At 64.3% G+C, this 24,402-nt stretch carries 22 protein-coding genes, 1 tRNA gene and 1 pseudogene; 11 read left to right on the top strand and 13 right to left on the bottom strand.

Annotation, left to right across the window (positions count from 1 at the left end; all coding sequences use genetic code 11):
• Positions 1–10: 10 nt before the first annotated feature.
• On the bottom strand, positions 11–184 hold the full coding sequence (locus tag ACI8UR_RS06620; RefSeq protein WP_411713976.1) for a 30S ribosomal protein S27e: 174 nt from the start codon (positions 182–184) through the stop codon (positions 11–13).
• Between the two features lie 2 nt (positions 185–186).
• Entirely contained in the window at positions 187–468 is a 282-nt protein-coding gene (locus ACI8UR_RS06615) for a 50S ribosomal protein L44e (protein WP_411713975.1), read from the bottom strand.
• A 100-nt stretch (positions 469–568) separates the two neighbouring features.
• Here ACI8UR_RS06615 and ACI8UR_RS06610 point away from each other — a divergent pair, with 100 nt between their 5' ends.
• Together ACI8UR_RS06610 and ACI8UR_RS06605 are read left to right on the top strand one after the other, a co-directional pair.
• Positions 569–1,051, top strand: coding sequence for a hypothetical protein (locus tag ACI8UR_RS06610; protein WP_411713974.1), 483 nt, complete (start codon positions 569–571; stop codon positions 1,049–1,051).
• Between the two features lie 139 nt (positions 1,052–1,190).
• Positions 1,191–1,460 (top strand): HAH_0734 family protein, encoded by a 270-nt coding sequence (locus tag ACI8UR_RS06605; protein ID WP_411713973.1) that lies wholly within the window; start codon positions 1,191–1,193, stop codon positions 1,458–1,460.
• A 126-nt stretch (positions 1,461–1,586) separates the two neighbouring features.
• Here ACI8UR_RS06605 and ACI8UR_RS06600 read toward each other — a convergent pair whose 3' ends face one another.
• Positions 1,587–3,839 (bottom strand): DUF2298 domain-containing protein, encoded by a 2,253-nt coding sequence (locus ACI8UR_RS06600; protein ID WP_415087695.1) that lies wholly within the window; start codon positions 3,837–3,839, stop codon positions 1,587–1,589.
• A gap of 93 nt (positions 3,840–3,932) precedes the next feature.
• Here ACI8UR_RS06600 and ACI8UR_RS06595 point away from each other — a divergent pair, with 93 nt between their 5' ends.
• The 3 genes from ACI8UR_RS06595 (at position 3,933) to ACI8UR_RS06585 (ending at position 5,348) form a co-directional block, all read left to right on the top strand.
• Positions 3,933–4,721 (top strand): glycosyltransferase, encoded by a 789-nt coding sequence (locus tag ACI8UR_RS06595; protein ID WP_411713971.1) that lies wholly within the window; start codon positions 3,933–3,935, stop codon positions 4,719–4,721.
• A 1-nt stretch (position 4,722) separates the two neighbouring features.
• Positions 4,723–5,193: a GtrA family protein gene (locus ACI8UR_RS06590; RefSeq protein WP_411713970.1), complete on the top strand. Its 471-nt coding sequence runs from the start codon at positions 4,723–4,725 to the stop codon at positions 5,191–5,193.
• 80 nt (positions 5,194–5,273) lie between these two features.
• Positions 5,274–5,348, top strand: a tRNA-Met gene (locus tag ACI8UR_RS06585).
• 60 nt (positions 5,349–5,408) lie between these two features.
• Here the strand turns inward: ACI8UR_RS06585 and ACI8UR_RS06580 are convergent.
• Together ACI8UR_RS06580 and ACI8UR_RS06575 are read right to left on the bottom strand one after the other, a co-directional pair.
• Entirely contained in the window at positions 5,409–6,275 is an 867-nt protein-coding gene (locus ACI8UR_RS06580) for a 2-oxoacid:ferredoxin oxidoreductase subunit beta (RefSeq protein WP_411713969.1), read from the bottom strand.
• A complete protein-coding gene (locus ACI8UR_RS06575) occupies positions 6,272–8,035 on the bottom strand; it encodes a 2-oxoacid:acceptor oxidoreductase subunit alpha (RefSeq protein ID WP_411713968.1) in 1,764 nt (587 codons plus the stop codon). Before ACI8UR_RS06575 ends, ACI8UR_RS06580 begins: the two co-directional genes overlap by 4 nt.
• Before the next feature lie 181 nt (positions 8,036–8,216).
• Here ACI8UR_RS06575 and ACI8UR_RS06570 point away from each other — a divergent pair, with 181 nt between their 5' ends.
• The gene (locus ACI8UR_RS06570; RefSeq protein WP_411713967.1) at positions 8,217–8,864 is read left to right on the top strand and encodes an FAD-dependent oxidoreductase; all 648 of its coding nucleotides are present in this window, start codon (positions 8,217–8,219) and stop codon (positions 8,862–8,864) included.
• A gap of 182 nt (positions 8,865–9,046) precedes the next feature.
• Here the strand turns inward: ACI8UR_RS06570 and ACI8UR_RS06565 are convergent, their stop codons facing one another.
• The 3 genes from ACI8UR_RS06565 to ACI8UR_RS06555 are packed head-to-tail and all read right to left on the bottom strand — an operon-like array spanning position 9,047 to position 12,205.
• Positions 9,047–10,060 (bottom strand): NAD(P)H-dependent flavin oxidoreductase, encoded by a 1,014-nt coding sequence (locus ACI8UR_RS06565; RefSeq protein ID WP_411713966.1) that lies wholly within the window; start codon positions 10,058–10,060, stop codon positions 9,047–9,049.
• A gap of 41 nt (positions 10,061–10,101) precedes the next feature.
• On the bottom strand, positions 10,102–10,485 hold the full coding sequence (gene mce / locus ACI8UR_RS06560) for a methylmalonyl-CoA epimerase (RefSeq protein ID WP_411713965.1): 384 nt from the start codon (positions 10,483–10,485) through the stop codon (positions 10,102–10,104).
• 43 nt (positions 10,486–10,528) lie between these two features.
• Positions 10,529–12,205, bottom strand: coding sequence for a methylmalonyl-CoA mutase (locus ACI8UR_RS06555; protein WP_411713964.1), 1,677 nt, complete (start codon positions 12,203–12,205; stop codon positions 10,529–10,531).
• Positions 12,206–12,369: 164 nt separating this feature from the next.
• Here ACI8UR_RS06555 and ACI8UR_RS06550 point away from each other — a divergent pair, with 164 nt between their 5' ends.
• The gene (locus tag ACI8UR_RS06550) at positions 12,370–13,233 is read left to right on the top strand and encodes a hypothetical protein (protein ID WP_415087691.1); all 864 of its coding nucleotides are present in this window, start codon (positions 12,370–12,372) and stop codon (positions 13,231–13,233) included.
• 31 nt (positions 13,234–13,264) lie between these two features.
• On the opposite strand, the gene ACI8UR_RS06545 is transcribed toward ACI8UR_RS06550, so the two are convergent.
• Entirely contained in the window at positions 13,265–13,840 is a 576-nt protein-coding gene (locus ACI8UR_RS06545; protein ID WP_411713962.1) for a GNAT family N-acetyltransferase, read from the bottom strand.
• Between the two features lie 118 nt (positions 13,841–13,958).
• On the opposite strand from ACI8UR_RS06545, the gene ACI8UR_RS06540 reads away from it, so the two are divergent.
• The 3 genes from ACI8UR_RS06540 (at position 13,959) to ACI8UR_RS06530 (ending at position 19,233) form a co-directional block, all read left to right on the top strand.
• Entirely contained in the window at positions 13,959–15,935 is a 1,977-nt protein-coding gene (locus ACI8UR_RS06540; RefSeq protein WP_411713961.1) for an AMP-binding protein, read from the top strand.
• 124 nt (positions 15,936–16,059) lie between these two features.
• The gene (locus tag ACI8UR_RS06535) at positions 16,060–17,115 is read left to right on the top strand and encodes a glycosyltransferase (RefSeq protein ID WP_411713960.1); all 1,056 of its coding nucleotides are present in this window, start codon (positions 16,060–16,062) and stop codon (positions 17,113–17,115) included.
• Between the two features lie 78 nt (positions 17,116–17,193).
• Positions 17,194–19,233 carry an AMP-dependent synthetase/ligase gene (locus ACI8UR_RS06530; RefSeq protein WP_415087690.1) on the top strand — a complete coding sequence of 680 codons (2,040 nt, stop codon included), beginning with the start codon at positions 17,194–17,196 and terminating at the stop codon, positions 19,231–19,233.
• A 39-nt stretch (positions 19,234–19,272) separates the two neighbouring features.
• On the opposite strand, the gene ACI8UR_RS06525 is transcribed toward ACI8UR_RS06530, so the two are convergent.
• From ACI8UR_RS06525 to folP, 4 genes and pseudogenes are all read right to left on the bottom strand, one after another.
• Positions 19,273–20,385 (bottom strand): PAS domain S-box protein, encoded by a 1,113-nt coding sequence (locus tag ACI8UR_RS06525; RefSeq protein WP_415087689.1) that lies wholly within the window; start codon positions 20,383–20,385, stop codon positions 19,273–19,275.
• A gap of 149 nt (positions 20,386–20,534) precedes the next feature.
• Entirely contained in the window at positions 20,535–20,765 is a 231-nt protein-coding gene (locus tag ACI8UR_RS06520) for a hypothetical protein (protein WP_415087688.1), read from the bottom strand.
• A gap of 113 nt (positions 20,766–20,878) precedes the next feature.
• Positions 20,879–21,025, bottom strand: a pseudogene (locus ACI8UR_RS06515) (hypothetical protein); the annotation flags it as partial.
• Positions 21,026–21,082: 57 nt separating this feature from the next.
• Positions 21,083–23,524 (bottom strand): dihydropteroate synthase, encoded by a 2,442-nt coding sequence (folP, locus tag ACI8UR_RS06510; RefSeq protein ID WP_411714738.1) that lies wholly within the window; start codon positions 23,522–23,524, stop codon positions 21,083–21,085.
• A 137-nt stretch (positions 23,525–23,661) separates the two neighbouring features.
• Here folP and ACI8UR_RS06505 point away from each other — a divergent pair, with 137 nt between their 5' ends.
• Positions 23,662–24,069, top strand: a complete 408-nt coding sequence (locus tag ACI8UR_RS06505; RefSeq protein WP_411714739.1) for a CBS domain-containing protein — start codon at positions 23,662–23,664, stop codon at positions 24,067–24,069.
• Positions 24,070–24,402 lie beyond the last annotated feature (333 nt).

Raw genomic sequence — 24,402 nt, 5'->3', positions numbered from 1 at the left:
CGGCCGGTCGTTATCGCGCTTCGACGGTTTCGACGACGTCGCCATGGATTTCGGCCTCGCCGCCGGTCGGTGTCGCGAGCGTCGATCCGCAGACGGCACAGGCAACGACGCTTGCGGCCTTGCCGAAGACGACCTGTTCGTTCTCACAATCGTCACATTGGACGCGGAAGAAGTTTCCTGCCATTGTTACTCCTGGAAGGTGAGTCGACCAGCGCGCCATCCCTCGCGGAGGTGGGCCTTACCGCACTCGCTGCAGCGGTATTTCAGGTCGGTTTTCTTGGTTGGTTTGTCGCCACCGGGCACCTTAGAGAAACGACCGGCGTTACCGATAACGGCCTTCCCGCGGCGGGTACGGCGAGCGTCCCATTTCGTTCCCGAGGAACGGCCCGTCCGAACCTTCTCCACTTCGTGTTCGTGGTGGGTATTACAGTGCGGGCAATACGTGTTGAACCGGCGTGGCATTTCCATAGTTATCGACGGCTAACGCGCCGTGGGTTAAAACGGGTTTGGTTTCGCGCCCCGCTACCAAGCGGTTTTACTCGCGCGCGTCGATACCTTGATACCGACGATGGCGACTCAGACCGCCGCGTTCGCGCTTCTCGGCGGCACGCTGTTGTTCGCGCTCGGCGCAGCGAGCATCGCCTGTGCCTGTCGGCTCTGCGTTGCCACCGATTACGCGAGCGCCATATTGACGCTCCTCGGAGCGGTGACGGGCGGCCTCGTCGGCTTTCTGTGGCTCGACGGCCGCATCGGGCGGTATTTTCTCGGCGTACTGTGGCTGATCGTCCTCGTCGCACCCCTGGTGGGAATCCTGGCTGCCAGTTCTCGGCGCAAAGCTGGAACGGCGACAGCCGGCTGGGTTCTGGCGTTCGCTGCCGTCTTTGCACTCCGGCTTCCGCTTGCCGTTCCGCTCGGTACGGCCGCCCTCATCGGCCTCACTATCGAGGTGCTCGCTGTCACGTTCACTGCGTTCCCGGCATTCATCGTCGGCGCTCTACTCGGGACGCATCCGGTCACCCGAAAGCACTTGCCACGCCTTGACAGAGAGTGATAGTATGCGCCGTGCGACGCGTGTCGGTCTCGTCGGTGCGCCTATAACCGTTCGCGGCGCTCGTTTTCGAAGACTAACCGGTCTGCTGTGTGCCCGCGCCTTCGAAGCGCTTAACCCACATTCCTGCAAATCACCTCGCATGAAGAGCCTCATCATCCACGGCGACCCCGGTATCCGCAAGGATGCCATCATCAACTACGACGGTGAGGAGTACGTCTGCTTCTCCATCAAGCGTCAGGGAGAGTGGCACGGCCCCGACCGGGTGCAGCTCTGGTGTACCATCGGCACCAAGGACGAACGCGAGGACTTCGAACGACGGAACTTCGTCCCGATGCATCTCGACGTCGACGATATCGACGCGGATGCCGTCGATGTCGTCAAGGCGAAAGGCGAACCTGCCGCGCAGTAACGATCTCGTCTGCGAGCCGTCCGACTTTTTATATAATAACCCGCGGCCACGCGGCGTATGCTCTGACGATTCACCGGCGACCGTTCGGATACCGCGCGGTCGGTCGCCGGGCAGCCAACCGCCTGTTCACTGCCGACGAACTTCGTAGATTACCACGTCGCCCTCCCGGAACACGGGTTCCAGTGCCGGGTGTTGCTCGATGGTGAGGTCGTAGGCGTTGCGTTCCGCCGGCCCGACGTAAACGTACTCGACTCCATAGCGGTCGAGCAGCTCGGTCTGTCGCTCCGTCGACCCTTCGTAGATTGTCGTCACGTCCGCGAGACGGCGCTGGTAGGGTTCCTCGCCGCGATACTGCTCCTCGTGGAACCACCCGAGAACGGTCGGAACGCCGGTGAGGCTCGCCGGCGCGGACGCACCCTTCCCCTCATCAGGGTTCCACCGATAGCCACCCGGCGCAGCGGTGACGATGTTCGGTTGTCCCTGCCGGCGATTCAGCCAATCGATAGCCGCGGCCTCGTCCGGATACACCGCGTAGGTGTACGCTGCCCCGTCGAGCGTTCGTTCCTCGGAACCGACCGGCTCGTTGCCGAGCTGTGCCGGCACGGCGAAGCCCGCATACAGCGCCGTCACGAGCAGAACGACGCTGACGATGGTGGCGCCGACCGTTCGCCAGCGTTGCGTATCGAGTTCGGGAAGTGCCGAGGACGGGTCGAGAAGCCGCGCCAGCGCAACACCCGCCGCCGGCGACCAGATGACCCATACCTGCATGTACGTTTTGAACACCGTGTTCAGGCGTTCGAGGTCGGTGCCCTGGTACTGTGGCTCGATGATGTAGACGAACTCTACGAGGAGCACGAGGCCGAAGCCGCCGATCATCAACACCGTCTCGAAGCCGACGTCGGTTCGGCTCCGGAGCAACAGCCATGCCACGATGAGGAGCGGGCCGAAAAGCGCCGCCGCCGCGAAGCCAGCCACGGCGAGGCCGACGATGAGAACGGTGGCGATGATGGCCCACGCCACCGCGCGCGATGGTCGTTTCGGGTCGATGTGCTCGGCCGCTCGCCCCGCGAGGTACGGCACGAAGGCAAGGAGGAAGCCACCGTGAACGAGCAACAGCCCGCCAAGGCCGCTTCGTGGTGGCAGGACGCCAACGCTCCGCGTGCTGGCGCTGCCGAGCCAGAATGGGAGGACGAGGAGGCCACCGACAAGCAGGACGAGGACGGCGGTGAGAACCGCAAGTCCATCACGTCGGAGTTCCTCAGCGATTCCATCCCGCGGCGGTAGCTGCTCGGCCAGCGACGGCGGCAACAGCGTCGCCGGATCGGTCGGAGCGAACGCGATTGTCAGCACCAATAGCCCGCCTGCTGTCGGGAACGACCACGTGTTGATGATCGCCAACAGCCCGGCGACGGGGACGACTGCCGCCAACAGCAGCCGACGACGTGTCTGCTCGGCCGCTGGCGTCTGCCAATAACTGTAACACAGCGCCGCCACCAGAAGCAGGAACGGCGTGCTCATCATGTGTGCGTGGAGGTCACCGTTGAGCCACGCGAAAAGCGGGAATTCGTTTATCGTGCCGTCGATGACGCGACTCGCAGACCAATAGGAGAACTCCGCGGGCGTCCACGCAAGCAGTTCCGCGTCGATGCCTGGAATCGAAGTGAGAAGCCCGTCGGGGAGCAGCCACGCCAAGACCCGGCCCGCAGTGTGGAGGTTGCCGGCGATGCCGACGAAGAAGGCGCTGATGCCACCGGCGACTCGCGGTGACGAGCCGTGGTTGGCCGCGATGGCACCGGCAAGCCCGTAGGCTCCCGTGACCAGCGAGGCATAGAACCCTGCGAGCGCGAGATTGTACGCAAACCGCGGTGCAGTGCCGGTGAAAAGCGTCAATAGCGCGGTGAGCATGTGGCCGCCGTAGTAGTAGCGAACGCTCTCGCCGGCGAACCACATATCCTCCGGTGGGAGCGCGCCGGCCCGGAGCAGCGTCTGCAACAGGCCAAAGTCGAGGAACTTCTCGCCGATCGCCAGTGGTAGGGGTGCGATAGCGGGGTTGACCGACCGGAGCGCGACGATGAGGAGGAAGCCGAGTGTGAACACAACGCCGGCCTCAGCGTAGGCGCGCTCGTCGACGGCATCACGGTCACCGACCGTCGCGCTGGCGGCGACGATGACGACGAGTGCAACGATGAGGGCTGGCCAGCCAAACACGAGGTGGCCCACCAGATAGCCGACGATGCCGATGACGGCGAGCCCGACCGGGATGGCGAAGGCGGCGCCAGCATCGTGGAAGCGCGAGAACAGTGCAGCTGCGAGCGGTAGCGTAGCGAGCCCGACAACGAGGTACATCGCCAGCCAGAGCACGACGAGCCCGTATTCCATCACCCGTATCGGCGACGTGCACCCCTATACGTCTTATGGAGTCGGCAGTGGCGAGCCGAACCGTTTTTGCGGAACGGGATGTGAGGAACGGATATGACACGCCTCGGGGTCGTCATCCCCGCCCTCCAACCCTCAGTCCCCCGACTCGAGGCGTACCTCCGCGATATCGTCGACGAGCTCGACCCCCACGTCGTCCGGATCGAACTCGACGACCCGGACGCCACGGCATCGGAGGCCGTCTCGTCGATCGACGTTCCCACAGTCGAGGTCAACAGTGTCCCCTATCGCCGCGGCAAGGGCGCTGCCATCACCGAAGGCTTCGAAGCCATCGATACAGACCGGCTCGCCTTCGCCGACGCCGACGGGAGCACGCCCGCTTCCGAACTCGCCCGCGTTGTCGATGCCCTCGAAGGCGCCGATGTCGCGGCGGGCTCACGCCGCCACCCTGACGCCCACGTCGTCGGCCACCAGACGTTCGCCCGTCGGTTCCTCGGCGATGGGTTCGCGTGGTTCGCTCGTCGCCTCCTCGATGCGGAGCTGTACGATTATCAGTGTGGCGCGAAGGCGCTCACGGCCGAGGCATGGGAACGCGTCCGCACCCATCTGTACGAACCGGGGTTCGCGTGGGACGTCGAACTGCTCGCGATGGCGGCCGCGCTCGGCCTCGACATCGTCGAGGTGCCCATCAAGTGGGAGGATATGCCTGGGTCGACCGTCGACCCCGTCTCGACGACGTTCTCTCTGGGCGCGGCACTTTTCACCACGCGGCACCGCGCGAAGCGACTCCAGAACAGCCGCTTCCATGGCGCCATCGCAGCGACGCGGGAAGAGACGCCACCGCTCGTCGACCGCGAACAGGTACATCGCGGTGGGAGGCAGTGAAGTGAGCCTCGTTGGAGTCGTCCGAGCGCGGTTGCGCGCCCTGGCTTCCGCGGATCGCCTCGGGCAGTTCGTCTCCGTCGGCGTCGCAGGCGCGACGCTTGAAACCGTCATCGTCGCGGTACTCACCGCCGGCCTCGCCCTGCAGCCACTGCTGGCGAAGGCAGTCGGCGCCGAAGCGTCCATCACGCTCATGTTCCTGCTCAATGACCGCTGGACGTTCGCGGGCGAGGGCGGTGACGGCATCCGGTCGTGGCTCCGCAGATACGGGAAATCGCACGCGGTTCGCATCGGCGGCCTCGCCGTCGCCTTCGGGACGCTGTTCGTCCTCACATCGTGGACGGATATCGAACTGGTCGTGTTCGGCGCCGACTTCTGGCCGACGGTGGCCAACGGCATCGGCATCGGCGTCGGTATGACCCTCAACTACGTCGCTGAGAGCCTCATTACCTGGCGCGTCCATCTGGAACGATAGCCGCCCGCTCGATACGAGAAGATGTGACGGACGGCTTCCGAATCACAACCCTTACATCGGGCACCCGACTAAGAGATAATAGCGGGATGGGATAGCCAGGAGATTCCGCCGGGCTCATAACCCGGAGACCGGACGTTCAAATCGTCCTCCCGCTATACTTCGAACTTTTTGCACGCGAAGCGCTCGACCCGCGTTCGCGTGCAAAAAGTGGGAGTTTAGTAGAACTCTCGAACCAGATCCATCGCGTCTTCGGGCGCGCCGTCCGGAATGTCGGTCATCGGCGCGTCGACGCCCTCACGCTTCTCGTAGCCGACGGAGTTTTCGTCCTGGTAGATGACGCCCTGATATTCCTTGTCACGATCCATGATGAGGTCTTTCGCCGCGTCGTAGTCGGAGGAGTCGTGGTCGAACTCCTCGTCGCCGACGTCGACGATGGCGTCGCGGAAGTAATCGTAGGTGTCGACGTCGTTGAACGTGACACACGGCGAGTAGACGTTTACGAAGCCGAAGCCGTCGTGTTCGATGGCCTCCTGGACGATTTCGGCGTGTCGCTGGGAGTCCGAGGAGAACGACTGGGCGATGAACGTACCGCCAGCGGCCAGTGCGAGCGCCAGCGGATTGACTGGCTGCTGGTTCGTGCCATCGGGCGAGGTCGAGGTCTCGAAGTCCTCACGCGAGGTCGGGGAGAACTGCCCCTTCGTCAGGCCGTAGATGCGGTTGTCCATGACCACGTAGGTCATGTCGACGTTGCGGCGGACAGCGTGGACGAAGTGGCCAGCCCCGATGGAGTAACCGTCACCGTCACCGCCGGCGACCATCACTTCGAGTTCGGGGTTGGCCATCTTCACGCCCGTCCCGACGGGGAGAGCGCGGCCGTGGACGCCGTGCAGCGCGTAGCTGTGCATGTACGTCCCGATCTTGCCGGAACAGCCGATGCCGGCCACGACGAACGTGTTGTCGGGGTCGTTGCCGGTGTTGGCCAGGGCCTTCATCATACCGTTCATCGTCCCGAAGTCACCGCATCCGGGACACCAGGTCGGCTGCTTGTCGGATTTGAAATCTGTGAATCGAACGTCGCTCATGCTTCCACCTCCGTGGCCTCACCGAGCGCCTCCTTGACGTCCTCGGCGAGTTCGTCCGCCTTGAAGCGGATGCCGTTGTATTTGTTGATGCGCGTTACTCGCGTCAGGGCGTCGTGTTCGATGAGGTCGGCGAACTGCCCCGTCGCATTACACTCGACGACGATGACGTCGTCGGCAGCCTCGATCTCCTCGGTGAGGTCGGGACGCGGGAAGATGTACGGCACCGAGATGAACCGGACGTCCAGGCCGTCCTCATCGAAATACTCCAGCGCTTCGAGCATGGCGCCCTCGTTGGAGCCCCACGAGATGACGAGCGTATCGGCGTCCGCGACGCCGAACTCTCGGTAATCGAAGTTCTCCCGCTCGATTGCGGTTTCGACCTTCCGGTCGCGCTTGTCGACCTGTTCGACGCGCATGTCGGTCTCCTCGGTACGGCGGCCGAGTTCGTCATGTTCGAGACCGGTGGACATGTGAGCGCCACCCTCCGTGCCAGGGAACGAGCGCGGACTGACGCCATCTTCAGTGAGCGCGTGGGGCTTGAACTGCCCCTTCTCGTTCGTCCACTCGTCGATGGTGTCGTCGTCGACGACCTTGCCGCGGTCGATCTCGACCTCGTCCATGTCGAACTCCTCGGGTTCGAAGGTCTGTTCGGTGACCGCAAGCGAGAGGTCTGCCGTGAGATACACCGGCAGCTGGTACTTCTCGGCGAGGTTGAACGCCTCGATGGTCTTGTGGAAACACTCCGAGATGGTCGTCGGCGCCAGAACGAAGCGCGGCACCTCGCCGTGGCCGCCGTAGAGCATCCCGTTGAGGTCGCCCTGTTCCTGTTTGGTCGGCATCCCGGTCGACGGGCCGGAGCGCATGACGTTACAGATGACGAGCGGCGTTTCGGAGGTCGCCACGAGACCGAACGTCTCGGTCATCAGGTCGATACCCGGACCGGACGTGGCGGTCATCGAGCGAGCGCCGGCGCGTGCGGCACCGAGCGCCATGTTGATGGCCGACAGTTCGTCTTCGGCCTGCACGACGACGCCGCCGTAGTTCTCGACGCGACCCTTCAGATACTCCATCACGTCCGTCGCGGGCGTGATGGGGTAGCCGGCGTAGAACCGACAGCCGCCGGCGATAGCGCCCATGCCGATGGCCTCGTCGCCGTTCAGGAGGACGTAGTCGTTATCCGTCGTCTCAAGGTCGTACGGCGTCGAGAAGTCGTACTCCTCTTGGACGTACTCGGCGCCGAGTCGGGCGGCCTTCTTGTTGTTCTCGACGATAGCTTCGCCCTTGCCGCCGAAGCGCTTCTCGAGCGATTCGTCGAGATACTCGATGTTGAAATCGCTGACGGCACAGGCGGCACCGAGCGCGACGATGTTGCGCATGATGGCGCCGCCGGCGTCCTCCGCAAGCCGCTTGAGAGGCACGTCGAGGCCCCTCGTCTCGCCGGGCGCCTCGAAGTCCGACATCATCGACCGCTCGCCGTCATAGATGATGATGGAATCGTCGTGGAGCTCATCGAGGTTCTCGTCAACGGTTCGCTGTGTGAGTGCGATCAGGATGTCGAGTCTGTCGACGACGCTTTCCACGCGGTCGACCGACGTCCGTACTTTGTACGCGGTGTATCCGCCCCGGATTCGGGAGGCGAAATCCTTCGAAGTAAAGACGTGGCGCCCCGCACGAGAAAGCGCCTGGGCGAAGATCTTCCCGGTGGAGTCGATCCCGTCGCCGGCCTCTCCGCCGACGGCCCAGTTAAGGTCCTCTGGCATACTACGTCGGGGTTCTGCACGACGGACGTTAAGCCTTCTGAATATTGCCGTAGTTGACCGGATTTCCACGTTACGGGCGCCGAGCGACTATTTTAACGAGTGACATGCGCGAACCGACCGACGGGGTACGTCCCGGTCTTGCTCCGTAAACGCCTTCCCCCCACAGTCGCCCATAGAAGGCATGGAACCTATCGAGACGACCGTCGCCGCCGTTCACGACATCGGCCCCGACGCCGTCGCCATCGACCTCGAAACCCCGCCCGGGTTCGACGCCGACCCCGGCCAGTTCGTCAAGCTCTCGACTACCATCGATGGCGAAACCGAGGGCCGCTTCTACACCGTCTCCTCGCCGAACACCGACGAGACGTTCGAGTTCACCATCTCATATGACCCGGAGGACGGCGGCGCCTTCAGCGAGTATCTCCTGAGTATCGAGGCCGGCGACACCGTCACCATCACCGGCCCCTTCGGCAGTGACTACTACGTGGGCGAACCCCGCGTCGTCGTCCTAGCGGGCGGCCCCGGCGTCGGCCCCGCGGTCGCTATCGCCGAGCGCGCGCTCGCGGATGGCCACGAGGCCGCCGTCGTCTACCGCGATGACGAACCACTACACGAGGGGCGCCTCGCCACGCTCGCGGATTCGGGCGCCGACGTGTTCGTCCTTACCGAATCCGAGGATCTCACCGATGCAGTCGCGGCCGTCTTCACGAACGACGACGACGAGCAGGTGTTCATCTACGGCTTCGCCGACTTCCTCGACGACGCCGAAGCCGCGATCGAGGCCGCCGGTGGCGATTCCGACAAAGCAAAAGCCGAGAACTTCGGCTGAAACTTTTTGCACGGGCGGCCTGCGGCCGCCCGGCAAAAACTTTCATGAAAAAGACACGGCGGCCCTCCCTACGGTCGGGCCTTGGTCCCGCGCGCCTCCGGCGCGCGGATGCTATCTCTGTCTTTGCGTAGATGTCTGAAGCCGCTGCTTGTATAATCAGCCGGAGCTCGTTTCCTCCCCGGCTATTCGATAAGCACTGCAATCGCCTCGATTCGCGCTTCGGTCTCTTGGACGAGTTCCTCGACGACCTCTGCAGCAGGCTTGATTTCGTCAGTCAGCCCGCTGCTTTGGCCCGCATAGAGGGCAAGTGCTTCGATGTTGCCCTCGACGCCTTTCATCGGTAGGTCGTCTCCGTATCGTTTGATGGGATGGCCACCGGGGTACTCGGCGACCGTTTCGCCCTCGCCGGGGCGCTCGCCCGATTCGGGGCGACCGGCCTGTTCCCACGCCTCGATAGTGCTGTTCCGGAGCGTCCGGTGGGGCATCCCTTCCCAGCCCGCATCGAACAGCTCGCCGCGGAACGTCGCCGTCTCGTCGGCCTCGACGATGCGCTCGCGGTAGAGTTCCTCAACGGCGGCCTCCTCGGTCGCGACGAATCGCGTGCCGAGCCAGGCGCCATCGGCGCCGGCTGCGAGGACGGCCGCAACGCCACGGCCATCCGCAATGCCTCCGGCGGCGATGACGGGAACGTCGACCGCATCCGAAACGCGGGGGACGAGCGGCAGGGTTGCAACGTCGCTTTGGATATGGCCGCCGGATTCCCAACCCTGTGCGACGACGGCGTCAGCGCCGGCCGCCTCGGCCTGTCTGGCCTCCTCGGCGCTGCCGACGGTGACGAGTGCCTTCGCGCCCGCGTCGTGGACGCGGTCGACGTAGCCCGAGGCATCGCCGAAGGAGAACGAGACAACGGGAACGCCAGCGTCCAGTATCGCATCCAGATGGTCGGCGGTGTCGACCTCTTTCGCGTCCTCGTCGAGGACAATATTCACGCCGAACGGCGCGTCGGTCAATTCCCGCGTCTCCTCGACGCGGCGGCGGGCGACGTCCGGCGGAATCCAAGTCACTGCGAGCGTCCCGAGGCCGCCAGCGTTCGACACCGCCGCGGCCAGTTCCGGCCGAGTCGCGCTCCCGATGGGCGCCTGGACTATCGGGTGGTCGATGCCGAGCGTCTCACAGACCGGCGTCGTAACGGGCATATGTACCGACTGGGCTGAATGCCGAATAAGCGTGACGACGGTCAGTGCTCGACGAGTTCGACGAGGACGCCGCCGGTCGATTCGGGATGGAGGAAAGCGACCTGATGACCCCACGCCCCACGGCGCGGCTCCTCATCGATGAGTTCGACACCGACATCGGTTGCCTGCTCCAGGGACGACTCGATGTCGTCGGTCTCCAGGGCGATGTGGTGCAGCCCAGCACCGTGGTTCTCCAGATATCGTGAAATGGTTCCTTCCCCCTGTGGTTCGAGCAGCTCGAAGTAGCCGTTCTCGAGTTCCAGAAACATGACGTGAAGTTCGTTGAACCGCTCCTCGTGGGCGATTTCACAGCCAAAGACATCCTCGTAGAGGAACGCGAGGCCTTCGGCGTCGTTCGTTGCGACGCCGGCATGGTCGAAGCGCATATCGGGGCGTCGCCGCCCGGCAGGAAATAACCCGCGTTCGCGGTCAGATGCCGGCCCGGTACTCGCCGAAGACATCCCGCATCGCGTTGCAGATTTCGCCCGTCGTCGCGTACGCCTTCACCGCGTCGACGATGTATGGCATGACGTTCTCGTCACCCTCTGCGGCGTCTTTGAGGGCAGCCAGCGCCGCCTGGGCGGCCTCCTCATCGCGCTCCTCGCGGAGTTCCTGAACGCGCTCTCGCTGTTGGCGCTGCTCCGCTTCGGAGACCTCCTCGATGTTCTCTTTGGGCTCCTCGTCGACCTGATACTCGTTGACGCCGACGATGATGCGCTCGCCGGACTCGATTTCGCGCTGCCGCTCGAAGGCGACGTCCTGAATCTGTCCCTGCACCCACTGGTTCTCGACAGCCGGCCGCATCCCACCGCGCTCGTCGACCTCATCAAGGAGTTCGAAGGCCTCCTCTTCCAGGGAGTCAGTGAGCGATTCGACGTAGTAACTCCCCGCGAGCGGGTCGATGGTGTCGGCCGCGCCGGATTCGTGCGCGAGAATTTGCTGGGTGCGCAACGCCGTACGGACGGACTGTTCGGTCGGCAGGCTCAGCGCCTCGTCCTTGCCGTTCGTATGGAGGCTCTGGGTGCCGCCGAGGACGGCCGCAAGCGCCTGATACGCCACGCGGACGACGTTGTTCTCGACCTGCTGTGCCGTCAGCGTGGAGCCAGCGGTCTGGGTGTGGAACTTCAACTGCTTCGAGGCGGGCTTTTCCGCGTCGAACCGCTCCTCCATGATGCGATACCACATCCGCCGGGCGGCGCGGAACTTCGCGACCTCCTCCAAGATGTTGTTGTGGGCGTTGAAGAAGAAGGAAAGCTGTGGCGCGAACTCGTCGACATCGAGGCCGGCCTCGATTGCGGCTTCGACGTACTCGATGCCGTCGCCGAGCGTGAACGCGAGCTCCTGAGCCGCGGTGGCGCCGGCCTCCCGGATGTGATACCCCGAGATGGAGATGGTATTGAAGTTCGGAACCTCCTCGGCACAGAACTCGAAGATGTCCGTGATGATACGCATCGACGGCTCCGGCGGGAAGATGTAGGTGTTGCGCGCGATGTACTCTTTTAAGATATCGTTTTGGATGGTGCCGCGGAGCTCCTCGCGGTCGACGCCCTGTCTGTCACCGACGGCGATGTACATCGCGAGCAGCACGGACGCGGGCGCGTTGATGGTCATCGACGTCGACACCTCATCGAGCGGGATGCCGTCGAAGACCGTCTCCATGTCGTCCAGCGAGTCGATGGCGACGCCGGCCTTGCCGACCTCGCCTTCCGCCATCGCGGAGTCGGAGTCGTACCCCATCTGCGTCGGCAGGTCGAAGGCCATCGAGAGGCCGGTCTGGCCCTCGTCCATCAAGTAGTTGAACCGCTCGTTCGTCTCGCTGGCGGTACCCATGCCGGCGTACTGTCGCATCGTCCACAGTCGCCCGCGATACATCGTCGAGTAGACGCCGCGTGTGTAGGGTTCCTCCGCGGGAAAGCCGATGTCCTCGTCGTTGTCGAGGTCGGCGACATCGGCAGGTGTGTACAGCGGGTCGACCTCCTGGCCGCCCGTGTCAGTCGTGAACGCCTCTTTGCGCTCCCCGAAGCGCTCGACCGTCGGGCCGTACGTCTCCTCCGCCCAGCGGTCGTGGCCCTCGCGAATCGCTTCGAGATCGTCGGGGTCGAACATTGTCGAGAAAAGCGGCCGGGTGGGCTTAAGCGTTGGCGGGTCACCACCGACCGACCGCGGCGCAGTCAGGTACCGAAAAATCCCTTCGTCTTCCGAACCCGTTACGAGCATTGAAAGCGGACACCGGTACTTACAGTCCACTCTCATATGGACTGGTAATGTCTGTGAGCAATCGCGAACTCGACCAACCGTTCTTGGGAGTCCTTTTTGCCTCGTTCCGGCTGGTCGATGTCGTCGCGCTCTGTGCCGTGCCGGTCGCGCTCGTCGCCGTGTTCTTGTTGCCGATGGAACTGCGTCGTGCGTACCTCTTTTCGTACGGCGCCCCGACGCCGGTGACGGCGTTTACGGCGAACTACATCCATCTCGAAATCGGCCACCTGTTGTCGAACGTCGGCGGCTATCTGCTCATCGTTCCCGTGACGTACCTTCTGAGCGCGCTAAGTGGCCACCGAAAGCGGTTCTACGTCGCTTTCGTGACGTTCCTCCTTGCGTTCCCGGTTGCGCTGTCGTATCTAAACCTTGCTATCGAGCGTCCCGGCCTTGCCGTCGGCTTCTCGGGCGTCCTGATGGCCTTCGTTGGCTTCCTGCCGCTGGCGGTGACGGGCTACCTGCAGACCTACTTCGACCTCGACGATGCGCTCGATGCCTCGAGTGCGCTCTTCTTCGTCGGCCTGGCGCTCATCGCCACCGTCAGCGTCAACTCCTTCGAGACGTACGGCCTCGCGGTCGCTTCACTGCTTGCGGCGACGCTGTATGCGCTGTCGGTCACCGAAAACCGGGACGCGTTCCTGCCGAACGTGAAAGCTGCCTCGGGCGTCGCCGGTCACTTCGAGCTTGCCTCGCTCGGGCTGTTTTTGACGCTTCTCGTGCCGCTGGCCGCGTTCCCCGGTCCGTCGGTCACGACCGGCGTCGTCAACCTCTACGTCCACCTGCTCGGCTACGCGCTCGGGTTCATCGCGACGTATCTCACGGTGCAGGTCGCCGACAGTATCTCAGTCAATGATGGGACGACTGTCGCGGCTCGGTAATTCCTGAGGGTGCGGCTTGCGACGGCACTACCTAGCTCGTGTCGTACTTGTAGGTCGCCTCGTCGGAGTCGATACCGAAGTCCTCGGCGGACTCTTCGGGCTCGGGTTCGGCCTGTTCTTCGGCGGCCATCTTGAAGCGGTCGCGGAGCTCCTCGGACATCTTGAACCGCTCCGTATCGATACGCATCGGCACCGCCTCGAGGTCGAGCGACTCCCGTTTCTCGTCGAGACGTTTCTGGAGCACGTCCGGCAGCTGGTCGTCTGAGACTCCCTCGAACCCGAACTGCGAGAGGTACTCGTGGGAACTCGTGAGCGCGTACACGTGGTCGAACCCCTTCGCTTCGGCGCTGTCGACGAGCCGTTCGATGACGTGGGCGCCGACGCCCTGGTCGCGCCAGCTGTCGAGGACGCCGATGCTCGTGAGTTCACACACCTCCTCCTCGGTCGTGTGGATGCGGATTCGGCCGAAGCCGGCCCGTGCGTCTGACTCCTCGTCGACGGCGATGACGTAGTCCCGCGACCGGAACGACGTCTCGTCCAGGCCCATCTCCTCGATGTGGTCTAATAGCCAGGCCTCATCGCGGTTGCGTGCGTCCCGGACGTACATGCAACCCCGTAAGTAGGGCCCACGCAAAACCGTTCCCCCTCGAAATATAAACACCAAACAGATTCTCCGTTTCTCCCGGAGGAAAACTACTTGCCGACGGCTACGAACATGTGGCGATATGGAGTCCTTAGAGGAATTCGACGAGGTGGTGTACGAACCCGACCAAGAGTTCGTCGAATCCACGAACGTCTACGAGTTCATGCAGGAGTACGACATCGAGGACTACGACGAGCTCATCGAACGCACCACCGAGAACGTCGAGTGGTTCTGGGACGAACTCCCCGACTATCTCGGCATCGAGTGGTACGAGGAGTACGACACGGTGCGCGACGACAGCGACGGGCCGCAGTTCACCCACTGGTATCCGGGCGGGGAGCTGAACATCGCTCACAACACGGTCGACCGCCACGCTGCCCGTGGCGAGGAGCGCCGCAACACGGTCGCCTGTCTCTGGGAAGGCGAGGACGGCGAGACGCGCAACTTCACCTACCACGAACTGAAACGCCAGTCGAATCAGGTCGCGAACTACCTCAACTCGGTCGGCATCGAGAAAGGCGACACCGTTGCACTCTACATGCCGATGGTTCCGGAGGTCATCTCCATCATGTACGGCTGTTTCAAGGCCGGTGCCATCGCCGTCCCCATCTTCTCCGGCTTCGGCGTGGATGCGACCGCCACCCGAATCGAAGACCCCGAGGCCGACCTCCTGTTTACCGCCGACGGCTTCTACCGCCGCGGGTCGCAGGTGACGCTGAAAGACACCGCAGACGAAGCCATCGAGGAAGCCGACCACGACGTCTCGGACGTCGTCGTCTACCGGCGCTTCGACGACTCCGACCCCTCGATGACCGAGGGCCGCGACGAGTACTGGGCTGACTCCGTGGCCGAGCAGGACGACGACTACGAAACCGTCGAGTTGGACTCCGAGGACGAGTGCATGCTCCTGTACTCCTCGGGAACGACCGGCAAGCCGAAAGGCATCGTCCACACCCACGCCGGCGGGCAACTGCAGGCTGCAAAGGAGGTCTATTTCGGCTTCGACCTGAAGCCCTCCGACCGCTTCTTCTGGGTGTCGGACATCGGCTGGATGATGGGGCCGTGGCAGCTCATCGGCACCCACACCTTCGGCGGAACGATGGTGATGTACGAGGGCGCGCCCGACCACCCCGAACCCGACCGCTTCTGGGAGATGATCGACCGCCACGACGTCACGCAGTTCGGCATCTCGCCGACTGCGATTCGCGCCCTCCGCAAGCAGGGCGACGAGTGGATCGAAGACCACGACCTCTCGAGTCTCCGCCTGCTCGGGTCGACCGGCGAGCCGTGGGACCCCGAATCGTGGATGTGGTTTTACGAGGAGGTCGGCAACGGCGAGACGCCCATCATCAACATCTCCGGCGGCACCGAGATTTTCGGCTGCTTCCTCATGCCGATGCCCATCCAGTCGCTGAAACCCTGCACGCTCGGCGGCCCCGGCCTCGGGATGAACATCGACATCGTGGACGAGACGGGCGAATCCGTCGCCGACGACCACGAGCGCGGCTACCTCGTCGCTCGCGACTCCTGTCCGTCGATGACGAAATCGCTGTGGAGCGGCGACGAGCGCTATCGCCACGAATACTGGTCGTCGTTCAAGGAGCCGCCGATGTGGGACCACGGCGACTGGGCCCAGAAGGACGAGGACGGCTTCTGGTATCTCCACGGGCGGGCCGACGACGCCTTGAACGTCGCCGGCCGGAAGGTCGGCCCCGCCGAAATCGAGGGCGCCTTGATTGAACACGAGGCGGTCAATCAAGCCGCCGCCGTCGGCGTGCCCGACGACACGACCGGGACGGCCGTCGTCACGTACGTCGTCCTCGAACCCGGCTACGAGGAAAGCGGGGCGCTCAAAAAAGAACTCCGCGAGAAGGTCGGCGAGGAACACGGCAAACCGTTCCGGCCCCGCGAGGTGCTATTCGTCGACGAGTTCCCGAAGACGCAGTCGGGCAAGATAATCCGGCGGGCAATCCAGGCGACGTACACGGGCGAAGACCTCGGCGATATGTCTTCCATCGAGAATCCGGGCGCTCTGGAGGAACTCGAAAACGCGCGGTGACCGTCGTCCGCTGAGGACGGCACGTATCGGTTGCTGGCGCTAATATCGGTTCGGCCCGTGCGGCGAATGGGCACCGCCGTCGGGTTCCGCGCCCTTTTTGCCACCCCGCTCCGTCGTCGGGGGCATGCAGATTGCGGTCGTTCTCGAAACGCCCCCGCCGGAAACCGAGCGGACGGGCGCCCTCCGCCTGAAGCGGCTCGCATCGGATTTCGCCGACCTCGGCCACGATGTCACCGTCTACTGTGTCGGCTGGTGGGAGGACTCCGGGCGCCGAATCGAACTCGACGGTATCACCTACGAGGCCGTCACGTTCGACACCAAGCCGTTGTTTTTCACGCGGATTCCGGGCCTGCTTGCCCGCCACCACCCGGACGTGGTGCTCGTCTCGCCGTCGCCCGCTGGCGCCGTCGTCTCGGCGCGAATCGGTGGCACGCTCGCGCGTGCGCCCGTCATCTGTGATTGGTTCGGCGACGAACCCGGCGCACTCGATTCGGCGTGGCGCGGTGCCGCCGCGCGGCTGCCAACGCGGGTCGTCACTCCCTCGGAACTACACCGAACCCGCGTCCGAGAGTGCGGCGCCACAGCGGAAACGACGACGATCAGCCCCCAGAGCATCGAGTTCTCACTCGTGGAATCGACGCCGCCGACCGACCGCCACGAGGTGGTGTACGCCCGGCATCTCGACGCCGACGCGAACCTCGAGAGCCTCCTGCTCGCGCTCGCTGAACTCCGCGGGCGCGACGACTGGACGGCGACGGTCATCGGTGACGGCCCCGAGCGCGCCGATTACGAACGGCAGGCCCGCGACCTCTCTATCCGTGACCGAATCGAGTTCGCCGGCGAGTGCGGACGGGAGGAGCGTATCGCCATCTACCGGGGCGCCCACACGTTCGTCCAGACCGCGAAACGAACCCACTTCGCCGAGGAGTTGCTGTGGGCACTCGCTGCTGGCTGCGTCGGCGTCGTGGAGTATCAGGGCGCCTCAAGCGCCCACGAACTCGTCGAACGTCGCGAGCGCGGCATCCGCGTCACCGACATGGAGGCGCTCGACGACGCCATCGAGGAGGCGTGGGAGTTGCCGTTCCAGAACCTCGATGAATCGTTCGCGGAGTTCGACCACACCGCCGTCGCGCGCGACTACGTCGACCTGTTCCGGGAGTGCGGCGCCGACGGGGGATAGGGGTACGCCACCGTGAGACGCCACGAAAGCGGCAATTTTCAGGGTAGATTCAAGTAGGTGTGGTAATACCACGCACCTATGAGTTGGCGAGAGGCAGAACAAGAGTATACGGACGAGGTAATCGGGGAGACGACGATTCCGCGGATGTTCTTCGACGCCGTCGAGCGGTACGGCAACGGCATCTGTCAGATGTACAAGGGGGGCGTCTACGACCGAGCCCTGGTCGACGGTAGTATCGTCCCCGCCGCTCCCGACGGCGAGTACGCGGAGCTGACGTACCACGAGACGTCGGATATCGTCCGCCGGCTGGCGGCTGGCTTCCGTGAGTTGGGCGTCGATCCCGACGACCGCGTGAGCATCTACGCCGACACGCGGATGGAGTGGGCCCAGGCCGACATCGCGCTCATGACGGCCGGGGCCGTCGTCACGACCGTCTACACCGAATCGTCGTCGAACCAGGTCGAATACCTCCTCAACGACCCGGGCTCGACGGGCGTCGTCGTCGAAAGCGAGGAACTCTTATCGAGCATCGAGGCCGTCGAAGACGAGGTCGACATCGATTTCGCCGTCCTGCTCGAGGCCAGCGACGCCGGCGACGCACTCGACATCGATGTCTACACCCTCGATGAGGTGTACGAACTCGGCAGCGAGGGGTACGACGACGAGGTCGTCTCCGCGTGGGTCGACGACCAGAACTGGAACGACCTCGCCAGCCTCGTGTACACCTCGGGGACGACCGGTGACCCGAAAGGCGTCGAGTTGACCCACAAGAACTGGCGCAGTTGCATGAACCAGATCCGCAAACGTCTCGGGCCACGGCCGGACAAACCCGACGACGTGCCCGTGCTCGAAGCAGGAATGACCTCGCTTTCCTTTCTGCCGCTTGCCCACGCCTTTGGGCGGGCGAACCACTTCCAGAGCTTCGGGTCGGGCATCACGCTCGCGTACGCGGCCAGCAGCGACACCGTCGCAGAGGACATCCAGACGGTACAGCCGGACGTGGCGGCGGCCGTCCCCCGCGTGTACGAGCGCATCTACAACGGCATCCGCGAGGAAGCGGGGAGTTCGGCGGTCAGCAAGCGCATCTTCGAGTTGTCGGTCGACGCCGCACAGGAATACGACAAGGCCGAGAATCCGAGTTTCATCCAGCGGGCGAAGCTCTCTGTCGCCGACAAACTCGTCTTCTCGCAGGTGCGGGAGGCCCTCGGGGGCAACATCGACCTGTTCATCTCCGGCGGTGGGTCGCTTGCGGAATCCCTGGCCCGGCTGTACCGTTCGATGGGCATCACCATCGTCGAAGGGTACGGCCTCACCGAAACCGCGCCGGGGCTGACGTTCAATCCGCCCGAGGAGATCCGCATCGGCACGATGGGGCCGGAACTGGTCGACGTCGACGTCCGGCTCGACCCCGACGTGGTCAACGAGACGACGAAAGCGGAGGTCGACGGCGAGGTCGGCGAACTGCTCGCGAAAGGGCCGAACATCACCGAGGGCTACTGGAACAAACCCCACAAGACCGACGAGGCGTTCACCGAGGACGTTCCCGCGAGCGAAGCGAGCAGGAAGCCGGAAGAGCAGCGCTCTTCCGGACGGTGGTTCCGCACCGGCGACATCGTCGCCCGCGACGAGGCCGGCTACTACCGGTTCGTCGACCGCCGGAAGAACCTCATCGTCCTCGATACCGGGAAGAACGTCGCGCCGGAGCCCATCGAAGACGAGTTCGCCACCTCCGCGCGCGTCGACCAGATAATGGTCGTCGGCGACGATGAGAAATTCATCGGCGCGGTCATCAAGCCGAACGTCGACGAACTGTTCGAGTGGGCCGACGACGAGGGTATCGACCTCCCGAACGACCCCGAAGCGGCCATCGACGACGAGCGCGTCCACGAGTGGGTGGGCGAGGAGGTCGACCGCATCAACGAGCGACTCGCGAAACACGAGACCATCAAGGAGTTCCGCCTCGTCGCCACGGAGTGGACGGCCGACAACGACCTGTTGACGCCCTCGATGAAGAAGAAGCGCCGGAACATCCGGTCGGCCTTCGAGGCCGAAATCGAGGACATCTACGGTCGGGAGGTCGAACGGGAAGCCGAAGCCGAGGCCGCGACGACGGACTGACGGCCGTCGGCGGTAGCGGCGACGGCAACCGCCACCCGCTCACTCCCGGTCGCGCCGGTAGATCGTCCCGAAGTGATAGACGGTGCCGTGTATCTTCTCGCAGGTCGTAATCGTCCGAACGGGAACGGTCTCGCCGTCGGGCCGCTCGTGGGTCGCCACGTGTTCGCGCGTTTCGCCGCGCTCGTACGAGGCCCAGTAGTCGTCGAACCGCACGGGATCGAGGGCCGGGCTGTGCTCCCAGACGAACGACCCAAGGAGGTCGTCGACCGTCGTCGCGAGCAGCGTTGCGTATGCGCTGTTGGCGTACTCGAAGCGTCCGTCAGCGGTGTAGACAGCGATGCCGACACCGGTGGCTTCGACGACCCCTTCGAGGAACGCCGCGCGGTGTTCGGCGTGGCGCTCGTCGCTGATGTTCCGAAGGACGCCGGCAGACCCCTCGAACCCGGCACTCTCGAACGGCAGCGTCCCCATGTGGTCTTCACAGATGATCGTCTCACCACCGGCGGTCGTAATCTCGACCTCGAACACCGTGTCCTCGGGGCCCTCAGTCGAGAGAATCCGCCCGAGCTCGCCCTCGGCTCGCTCTATCATCGGCTCGCTTTTGATGATGGAGGGATCGTGCCCGATGACGTCCTCGTGGTCGTAGCCGGTCAACTCCAAGAAGGCGTCGTTGACATAGGTGAACTGGCCGCGCTCGTCGAGGACGTAAACGGGGTCGTGAATCGACTCGACGATAGTCTTGTACTCGGCGTACGACGTCGCGATGCGGTACTCGGAGACGGCGCTTTGGATTCGGTTCCGAAGCAACTGCACCATCTCGAGGCCGCCCTTCTGTAGGTAGTCGGTCGCGTCGGCTTCCAGCGCTTCGGCCGCCACCTCCTCGCTACCCCTGCCGGTGAATAGAATGAACGGAACATCCGAGTCACGCTCCCGAACCGCCCGAAGGAGGTTAAGGCCAGTTCGGCCAGGCATGTCGTGGTCGCTGATGATGCAGTCGATGTCACCCTCCTCGAAGCGACGCAACCCCGCGTCCGCGTCGTGTTCGGCCGCCACCGTTATCGAGGACTCCTGCTCCAGAAACTCCTTGCACATGTCGGTGAACGGCCGGTCGTCTTCGACGTGGAGGACGCGAATCGGGGATTCCTCAGGCATCGCAACACACGTACATGCAAACGAATCAGCATAACTCCGTCGGCGAAAGCTGCACGAGCGTTCATACTGCCGGCTGTAATTCCGTACCGATCGTTTCGAGATATTCGGATTACGTGGGGCTGGAACGCGGAATTTCGGACGGTATCGCTTCAGATAGTTACAGCCGGTAGTATCAGGGATCGCTCTCTCCTACCATTTCTGATACGGGAGGAACTTGCCCTCGTAGGTGATGCGCACGCGGTTGCCACTTCGGCCTCGATGCGGTCGACGTGACATTCGAAATCGATGGCCGACATGATACCGTCACCGAACTCCTCGTGGACGACAGCTTTGATGGCGTCACCGTAGACCTGCGGAATCTCGTAGAGTCGGTACAGCATTGGATCCGACGGAATGTGGGGTCGTCCTCACCTTTCGTCGTCGCCGGAGACTGCAACAACGCCCGAACCTCGGGGTCGTCGACGCCCATCGCCGAGCAGAGTGCGTCAGCCTCGTCGACGCTCATGCTCACCTGTCCGTAGACGGCGGCCGCGACCCATACCGGGTCACGATCGACCGTCGTTGCGAGGTCATCGAACCGGATGTCGGCGTCGTCTTTCGCGTCGAGCAATCGCTCCGTGGCGGCATCACGCGAGAGCATACGCGACGTTACAAATCCCTGTCGCTTATTTATGTGGCTGAGTGCCACGCCACGCGATTACTCCTCGAATCGCCGGGGCGTTTCGGCTGCTTCGGCCGTCCGAACCGCCGCCACGTTCTCGGCAACGTCGTGAACGCGGACGATGTCGGCGCCGCGTTCGGCCGCGAGCGCGCTGCCCGCGACCGTTGCTGACAGCCGGCCGTCGGAATCCGCGAGGCCGACAGCGTCGAACAGTGACTTCCGCGAGTGGCCGACGAGCACCGGACAGTTCAGGGCATCGAGCTCGTCAAGGCGGCCGAGCAGCTCGAAGCTCTCGGCGGCCGATTTCCCGAAGCCGAGACCGGGGTCGATGATGATCTGCGAGCGGTCGAGCCCCGCCTTCTCCGCGAGGAGGACGCGCTCGGTGAGTGCATCGATAGTGTCCGTCACGACATCGTCGTACGCCACGTCAACGTCGGGGTCGACCGGCGCGTTGATAGAGTGCATTACGACGACCGGGACATCGTGGTCGGCGGCGACGAGCCGCATTTCGGGGTCTTCCAGCCCCGACACGTCGTTGAGGATATCGGCGCCGGCGTCGAGCGCCGCGCGGGCCACGTCGGCCTTCCGCGTGTCGACGGAGACGAGCGCATCCATCTCCGAGATGGCCTCGATGACAGGGACGACCCGGTCGATTTCGGCCTCGACGGGCACCGGTTCGGCGCCCGGCCGGGTCGACTCCCCGCCGACATCGATGATGTCGGCGCCCTCCTCGACCATCCGTTCGGCCTGTGCGACGGCGTCCTCGATGGCTTCGTAACGCCCGCCGTCGTAGAAGGAGTCGGGCGTGATGTTCAGAATGCCCATGACGGCAGTACCGTCAGTCCAGGGATAGTCAGCGCCGGCTGCGTCGGTGCCGATATCCAGCGTCTCTCGGAGGTCGTCGGCGACAGCCGAAAGGCCGTACCGCTGGCCGTCGAGTTTCCCGGCGAGGCGCTTGAACTGTGCGAGTGTCCCCATCAACACCACGTCAACGAGTTCGCGCTCCTGAATGGTGATACCGGAAGTCGCACACTCGCCGCCGAGCGAGAGGAGCTCCTGTTTGAGATACCTCGCCTGGCGCGGCTGGACGCGCGTTGCGACGACACGGTGGACGCCCTTGCCGCGCATCCGGTAGACGCCGCCCTCGGTCACGTCGGCGCGTTCGAGCACCGAGGCTGCGGTATCGAGGTCTGGAACGCGTTTCGGGACGTAGTTCCGCGTCCAGCGCCGTCTCGCCTCGGCGACGACGAACAGTGAGCCACAGACGACGACCGCATCACCCTCGTCGGCGGCGGCAAGCGCCGTCTCGACGGCATCACTGACTGCGTCGTTCGCCCGGACAGCGGCGTCGCTTTCGGCTTCGAAGACGGCCGCCAGCGCCTCGGGCGTTTCAGCCCGCTCGAAATCCGGCCGGCAGGTGTAGACGTGGTCGGCGGTCGGCAGTGCCTCGGCCATCTCGGCGTGGTCTTTGTCGCACATCGCGCCGAAGACGAGATGGAGATCGTCGTACTCGAACGTAGCGAGCGTGTCGCCGAGACCGGCGCAACTGCCGGGGTTGTGCGCGCCGTCGAGGACGACGAGCGGCGACTGGTTCATGACCTCGAAGCGGCCCGGCCAGTGGGCGTTCCGGAGGCCGCGCTCGATGGCATCGGTCGACACGTCGCCCAGCTGTCGGGCGAGCGCCGCCGCGACGCCCGCGTTCCGAGCCTGGTGGGCGCCCAACAGTGGGAGCTGCGTGCTGGCTGCCCACTCGTCGCCGTCGATGGCGACGGCCTGCTCGACGCCGATTCGGCCGCCGTCCTCAATCTGAATATCGCAGTCATCCTCGTCTCCGACGCGGACGAGGCGTCCGGCGACCGATTCGATGACCTCGAGGGCGTCCCCCTCCGCGGCGGTGACGAGGGGGTTCTCGTCGGGCGTCACGGCGGCCTTGTCACGGGCGATTTCGGCGACCGTATCCCCGAGGATGTCGGCATGTTCGAGCGTGACGTTCGTGACCGCCGACGCCTCGGGGTCGAGGGCGCTCGTCGCGTCATGTTTGCCGCCGATGCCGACCTCGAAGACGGCGATGTCGACATCCGCGCGGGCGAACGCCCAGGCCGCAAGCGCCGTCGTCGCCTCGAAAAAAGTCGGCGAGACCCCGGCAGCGGCCTCGCTCGTGGCGTACGGCTTGACGGTTTCGGCGAACGCACGGACGGCGCGTTTCGAGACCTTGCGGCCGTTGATGCGAACGCGCTCGCGAAGGTCGTCGAGGTGGGGCGAAGTGAACAGGCCGACGTCGTAGCCCGCCTCGCGAAGCACGCTTTCGACCATGCGGGCGGTGCTCCCCTTCCCGTTCGACCCCGCAATCTGTACGACTCGGAGGTCGTCGTCCGGGGTATCGAGATGCTCGAGAAGCCGTCGCGTGGGCTCGATGCCCGTCCGCGACGGGTACCGACGGAGGTCGAACAGGAAGTTCGCCGCCTCGTGGTACTCCATACTGGTCGAAACGTGGCGAGCGGTATATCGCTTTTCGCTTGCGGTCGAGGCGTGTCGTTTCGCCGTCCTCGCCCCGCGCTCGCCCTCGAATTGTTGCAACACGAAGCTTCATTCCCCGTTCCGTCGAAGGGAGGGCTATGCAAGACACCGACGTCGGTCAGCTCATGACCGAACCCGTGTTGACGGTCGAACCGGAGGCACTGGTCGACGAGATCGCCGACGCGATGCTCCAGGAGGGAATCAAATCAATCGTCGCCATCGACGACGACTGCGAACCCATCGGCATCCTCACGTCGACCGATTTCGTCGACATCGTTGCCCAGGGCACGCCGAAGACGAAGACCACCGTCGGCGACCACATGACGACGGACATCATCACGACCGCCACGGACGTGCCGATTCCGCGCGTGGCGAGTCGGATGGTCGAACATGACATCAGTCACATCCCGGTGGTCGACAAGGACGGCACCGCCATCGGCATTATCTCGGCGACCGACCTCACCGACTACGTCGCCGGCATGGCCGTCCGCGAGCCGAGCGAGTGACGCCACTTACACCAATTACATATATGTCACTTCGGGCGTATTGGCGACCCTGCCCATCGACATCGAACGGTTCGACTCAAGTTTGGAGGAAGATCTTCAGGAGCTGAGCAACCCGGATACGGTTCTCGTCTTCCTCGCATAAAAGGACGACATGGCGTTCACGGCGAGGGAGCTCGTGGAGGAAACCGGATCGCTCGCAACTCCATCGTGGCCGTCCTCTCGCGGCCGGAGAACCGCGGGCTCACCTGCCACAAGGGCCAGTGCTGGTCGCTCGGCGAATCGAACCGGATCCGCTCTTTCGTGCAGTACCAGCGTGTGACGAGTTGACTAACG

This window comes from Natronomonas sp. (genome assembly GCF_047616845.1).
In the GTDB taxonomy this organism is placed as follows: domain Archaea; phylum Halobacteriota; class Halobacteria; order Halobacteriales; family Haloarculaceae; genus Natronomonas.
The sequence above is the reverse complement of the archived record's forward strand: the minus strand, read 5'-3'. Positions and strand labels throughout refer to the sequence as shown.

What these genes read in the sequence shown, in the direction of transcription:
- ACI8UR_RS06600 (WP_415087695.1), bottom strand. Translation starts at nt 3,839, where the DNA reads ATGGAATACGGGCTCGTCGTGCTCTGGCTGGCGATGTACCTCGTTGTC.
- ACI8UR_RS06595 (WP_411713971.1), top strand. Translation starts at nt 3,933, where the DNA reads ATGACACGCCTCGGGGTCGTCATCCCCGCCCTCCAACCCTCAGTCCCC.
- ACI8UR_RS06615 (WP_411713975.1), bottom strand. Translation starts at nt 468, where the DNA reads ATGGAAATGCCACGCCGGTTCAACACGTATTGCCCGCACTGTAATACC.
- ACI8UR_RS06555 (WP_411713964.1), bottom strand. Translation starts at nt 12,205, where the DNA reads ATGTTCGACCCCGACGATCTCGAAGCGATTCGCGAGGGCCACGACCGC.
- ACI8UR_RS06540 (WP_411713961.1), top strand. Translation starts at nt 13,959, where the DNA reads ATGGAGTCCTTAGAGGAATTCGACGAGGTGGTGTACGAACCCGACCAA.
- ACI8UR_RS06525 (WP_415087689.1), bottom strand. Translation starts at nt 20,385, where the DNA reads ATGCCTGAGGAATCCCCGATTCGCGTCCTCCACGTCGAAGACGACCGG.
- ACI8UR_RS06530 (WP_415087690.1), top strand. Translation starts at nt 17,194, where the DNA reads ATGAGTTGGCGAGAGGCAGAACAAGAGTATACGGACGAGGTAATCGGG.
- ACI8UR_RS06505 (WP_411714739.1), top strand. Translation starts at nt 23,662, where the DNA reads ATGCAAGACACCGACGTCGGTCAGCTCATGACCGAACCCGTGTTGACG.
- ACI8UR_RS06580 (WP_411713969.1), bottom strand. Translation starts at nt 6,275, where the DNA reads ATGAGCGACGTTCGATTCACAGATTTCAAATCCGACAAGCAGCCGACC.
- mce (WP_411713965.1), bottom strand. Translation starts at nt 10,485, where the DNA reads ATGCGCTTCGACCATGCCGGCGTCGCAACGAACGACGCCGAAGGCCTC.
- ACI8UR_RS06565 (WP_411713966.1), bottom strand. Translation starts at nt 10,060, where the DNA reads ATGCCCGTTACGACGCCGGTCTGTGAGACGCTCGGCATCGACCACCCG.
- ACI8UR_RS06610 (WP_411713974.1), top strand. Translation starts at nt 569, where the DNA reads ATGGCGACTCAGACCGCCGCGTTCGCGCTTCTCGGCGGCACGCTGTTG.
- ACI8UR_RS06570 (WP_411713967.1), top strand. Translation starts at nt 8,217, where the DNA reads ATGGAACCTATCGAGACGACCGTCGCCGCCGTTCACGACATCGGCCCC.
- ACI8UR_RS06535 (WP_411713960.1), top strand. Translation starts at nt 16,060, where the DNA reads ATGCAGATTGCGGTCGTTCTCGAAACGCCCCCGCCGGAAACCGAGCGG.
- ACI8UR_RS06520 (WP_415087688.1), bottom strand. Translation starts at nt 20,765, where the DNA reads ATGCTGTACCGACTCTACGAGATTCCGCAGGTCTACGGTGACGCCATC.
- ACI8UR_RS06620 (WP_411713976.1), bottom strand. Translation starts at nt 184, where the DNA reads ATGGCAGGAAACTTCTTCCGCGTCCAATGTGACGATTGTGAGAACGAA.
- ACI8UR_RS06605 (WP_411713973.1), top strand. Translation starts at nt 1,191, where the DNA reads ATGAAGAGCCTCATCATCCACGGCGACCCCGGTATCCGCAAGGATGCC.
- folP (WP_411714738.1), bottom strand. Translation starts at nt 23,524, where the DNA reads ATGGAGTACCACGAGGCGGCGAACTTCCTGTTCGACCTCCGTCGGTAC.
- ACI8UR_RS06575 (WP_411713968.1), bottom strand. Translation starts at nt 8,035, where the DNA reads ATGCCAGAGGACCTTAACTGGGCCGTCGGCGGAGAGGCCGGCGACGGG.
- ACI8UR_RS06545 (WP_411713962.1), bottom strand. Translation starts at nt 13,840, where the DNA reads ATGTACGTCCGGGACGCACGCAACCGCGATGAGGCCTGGCTATTAGAC.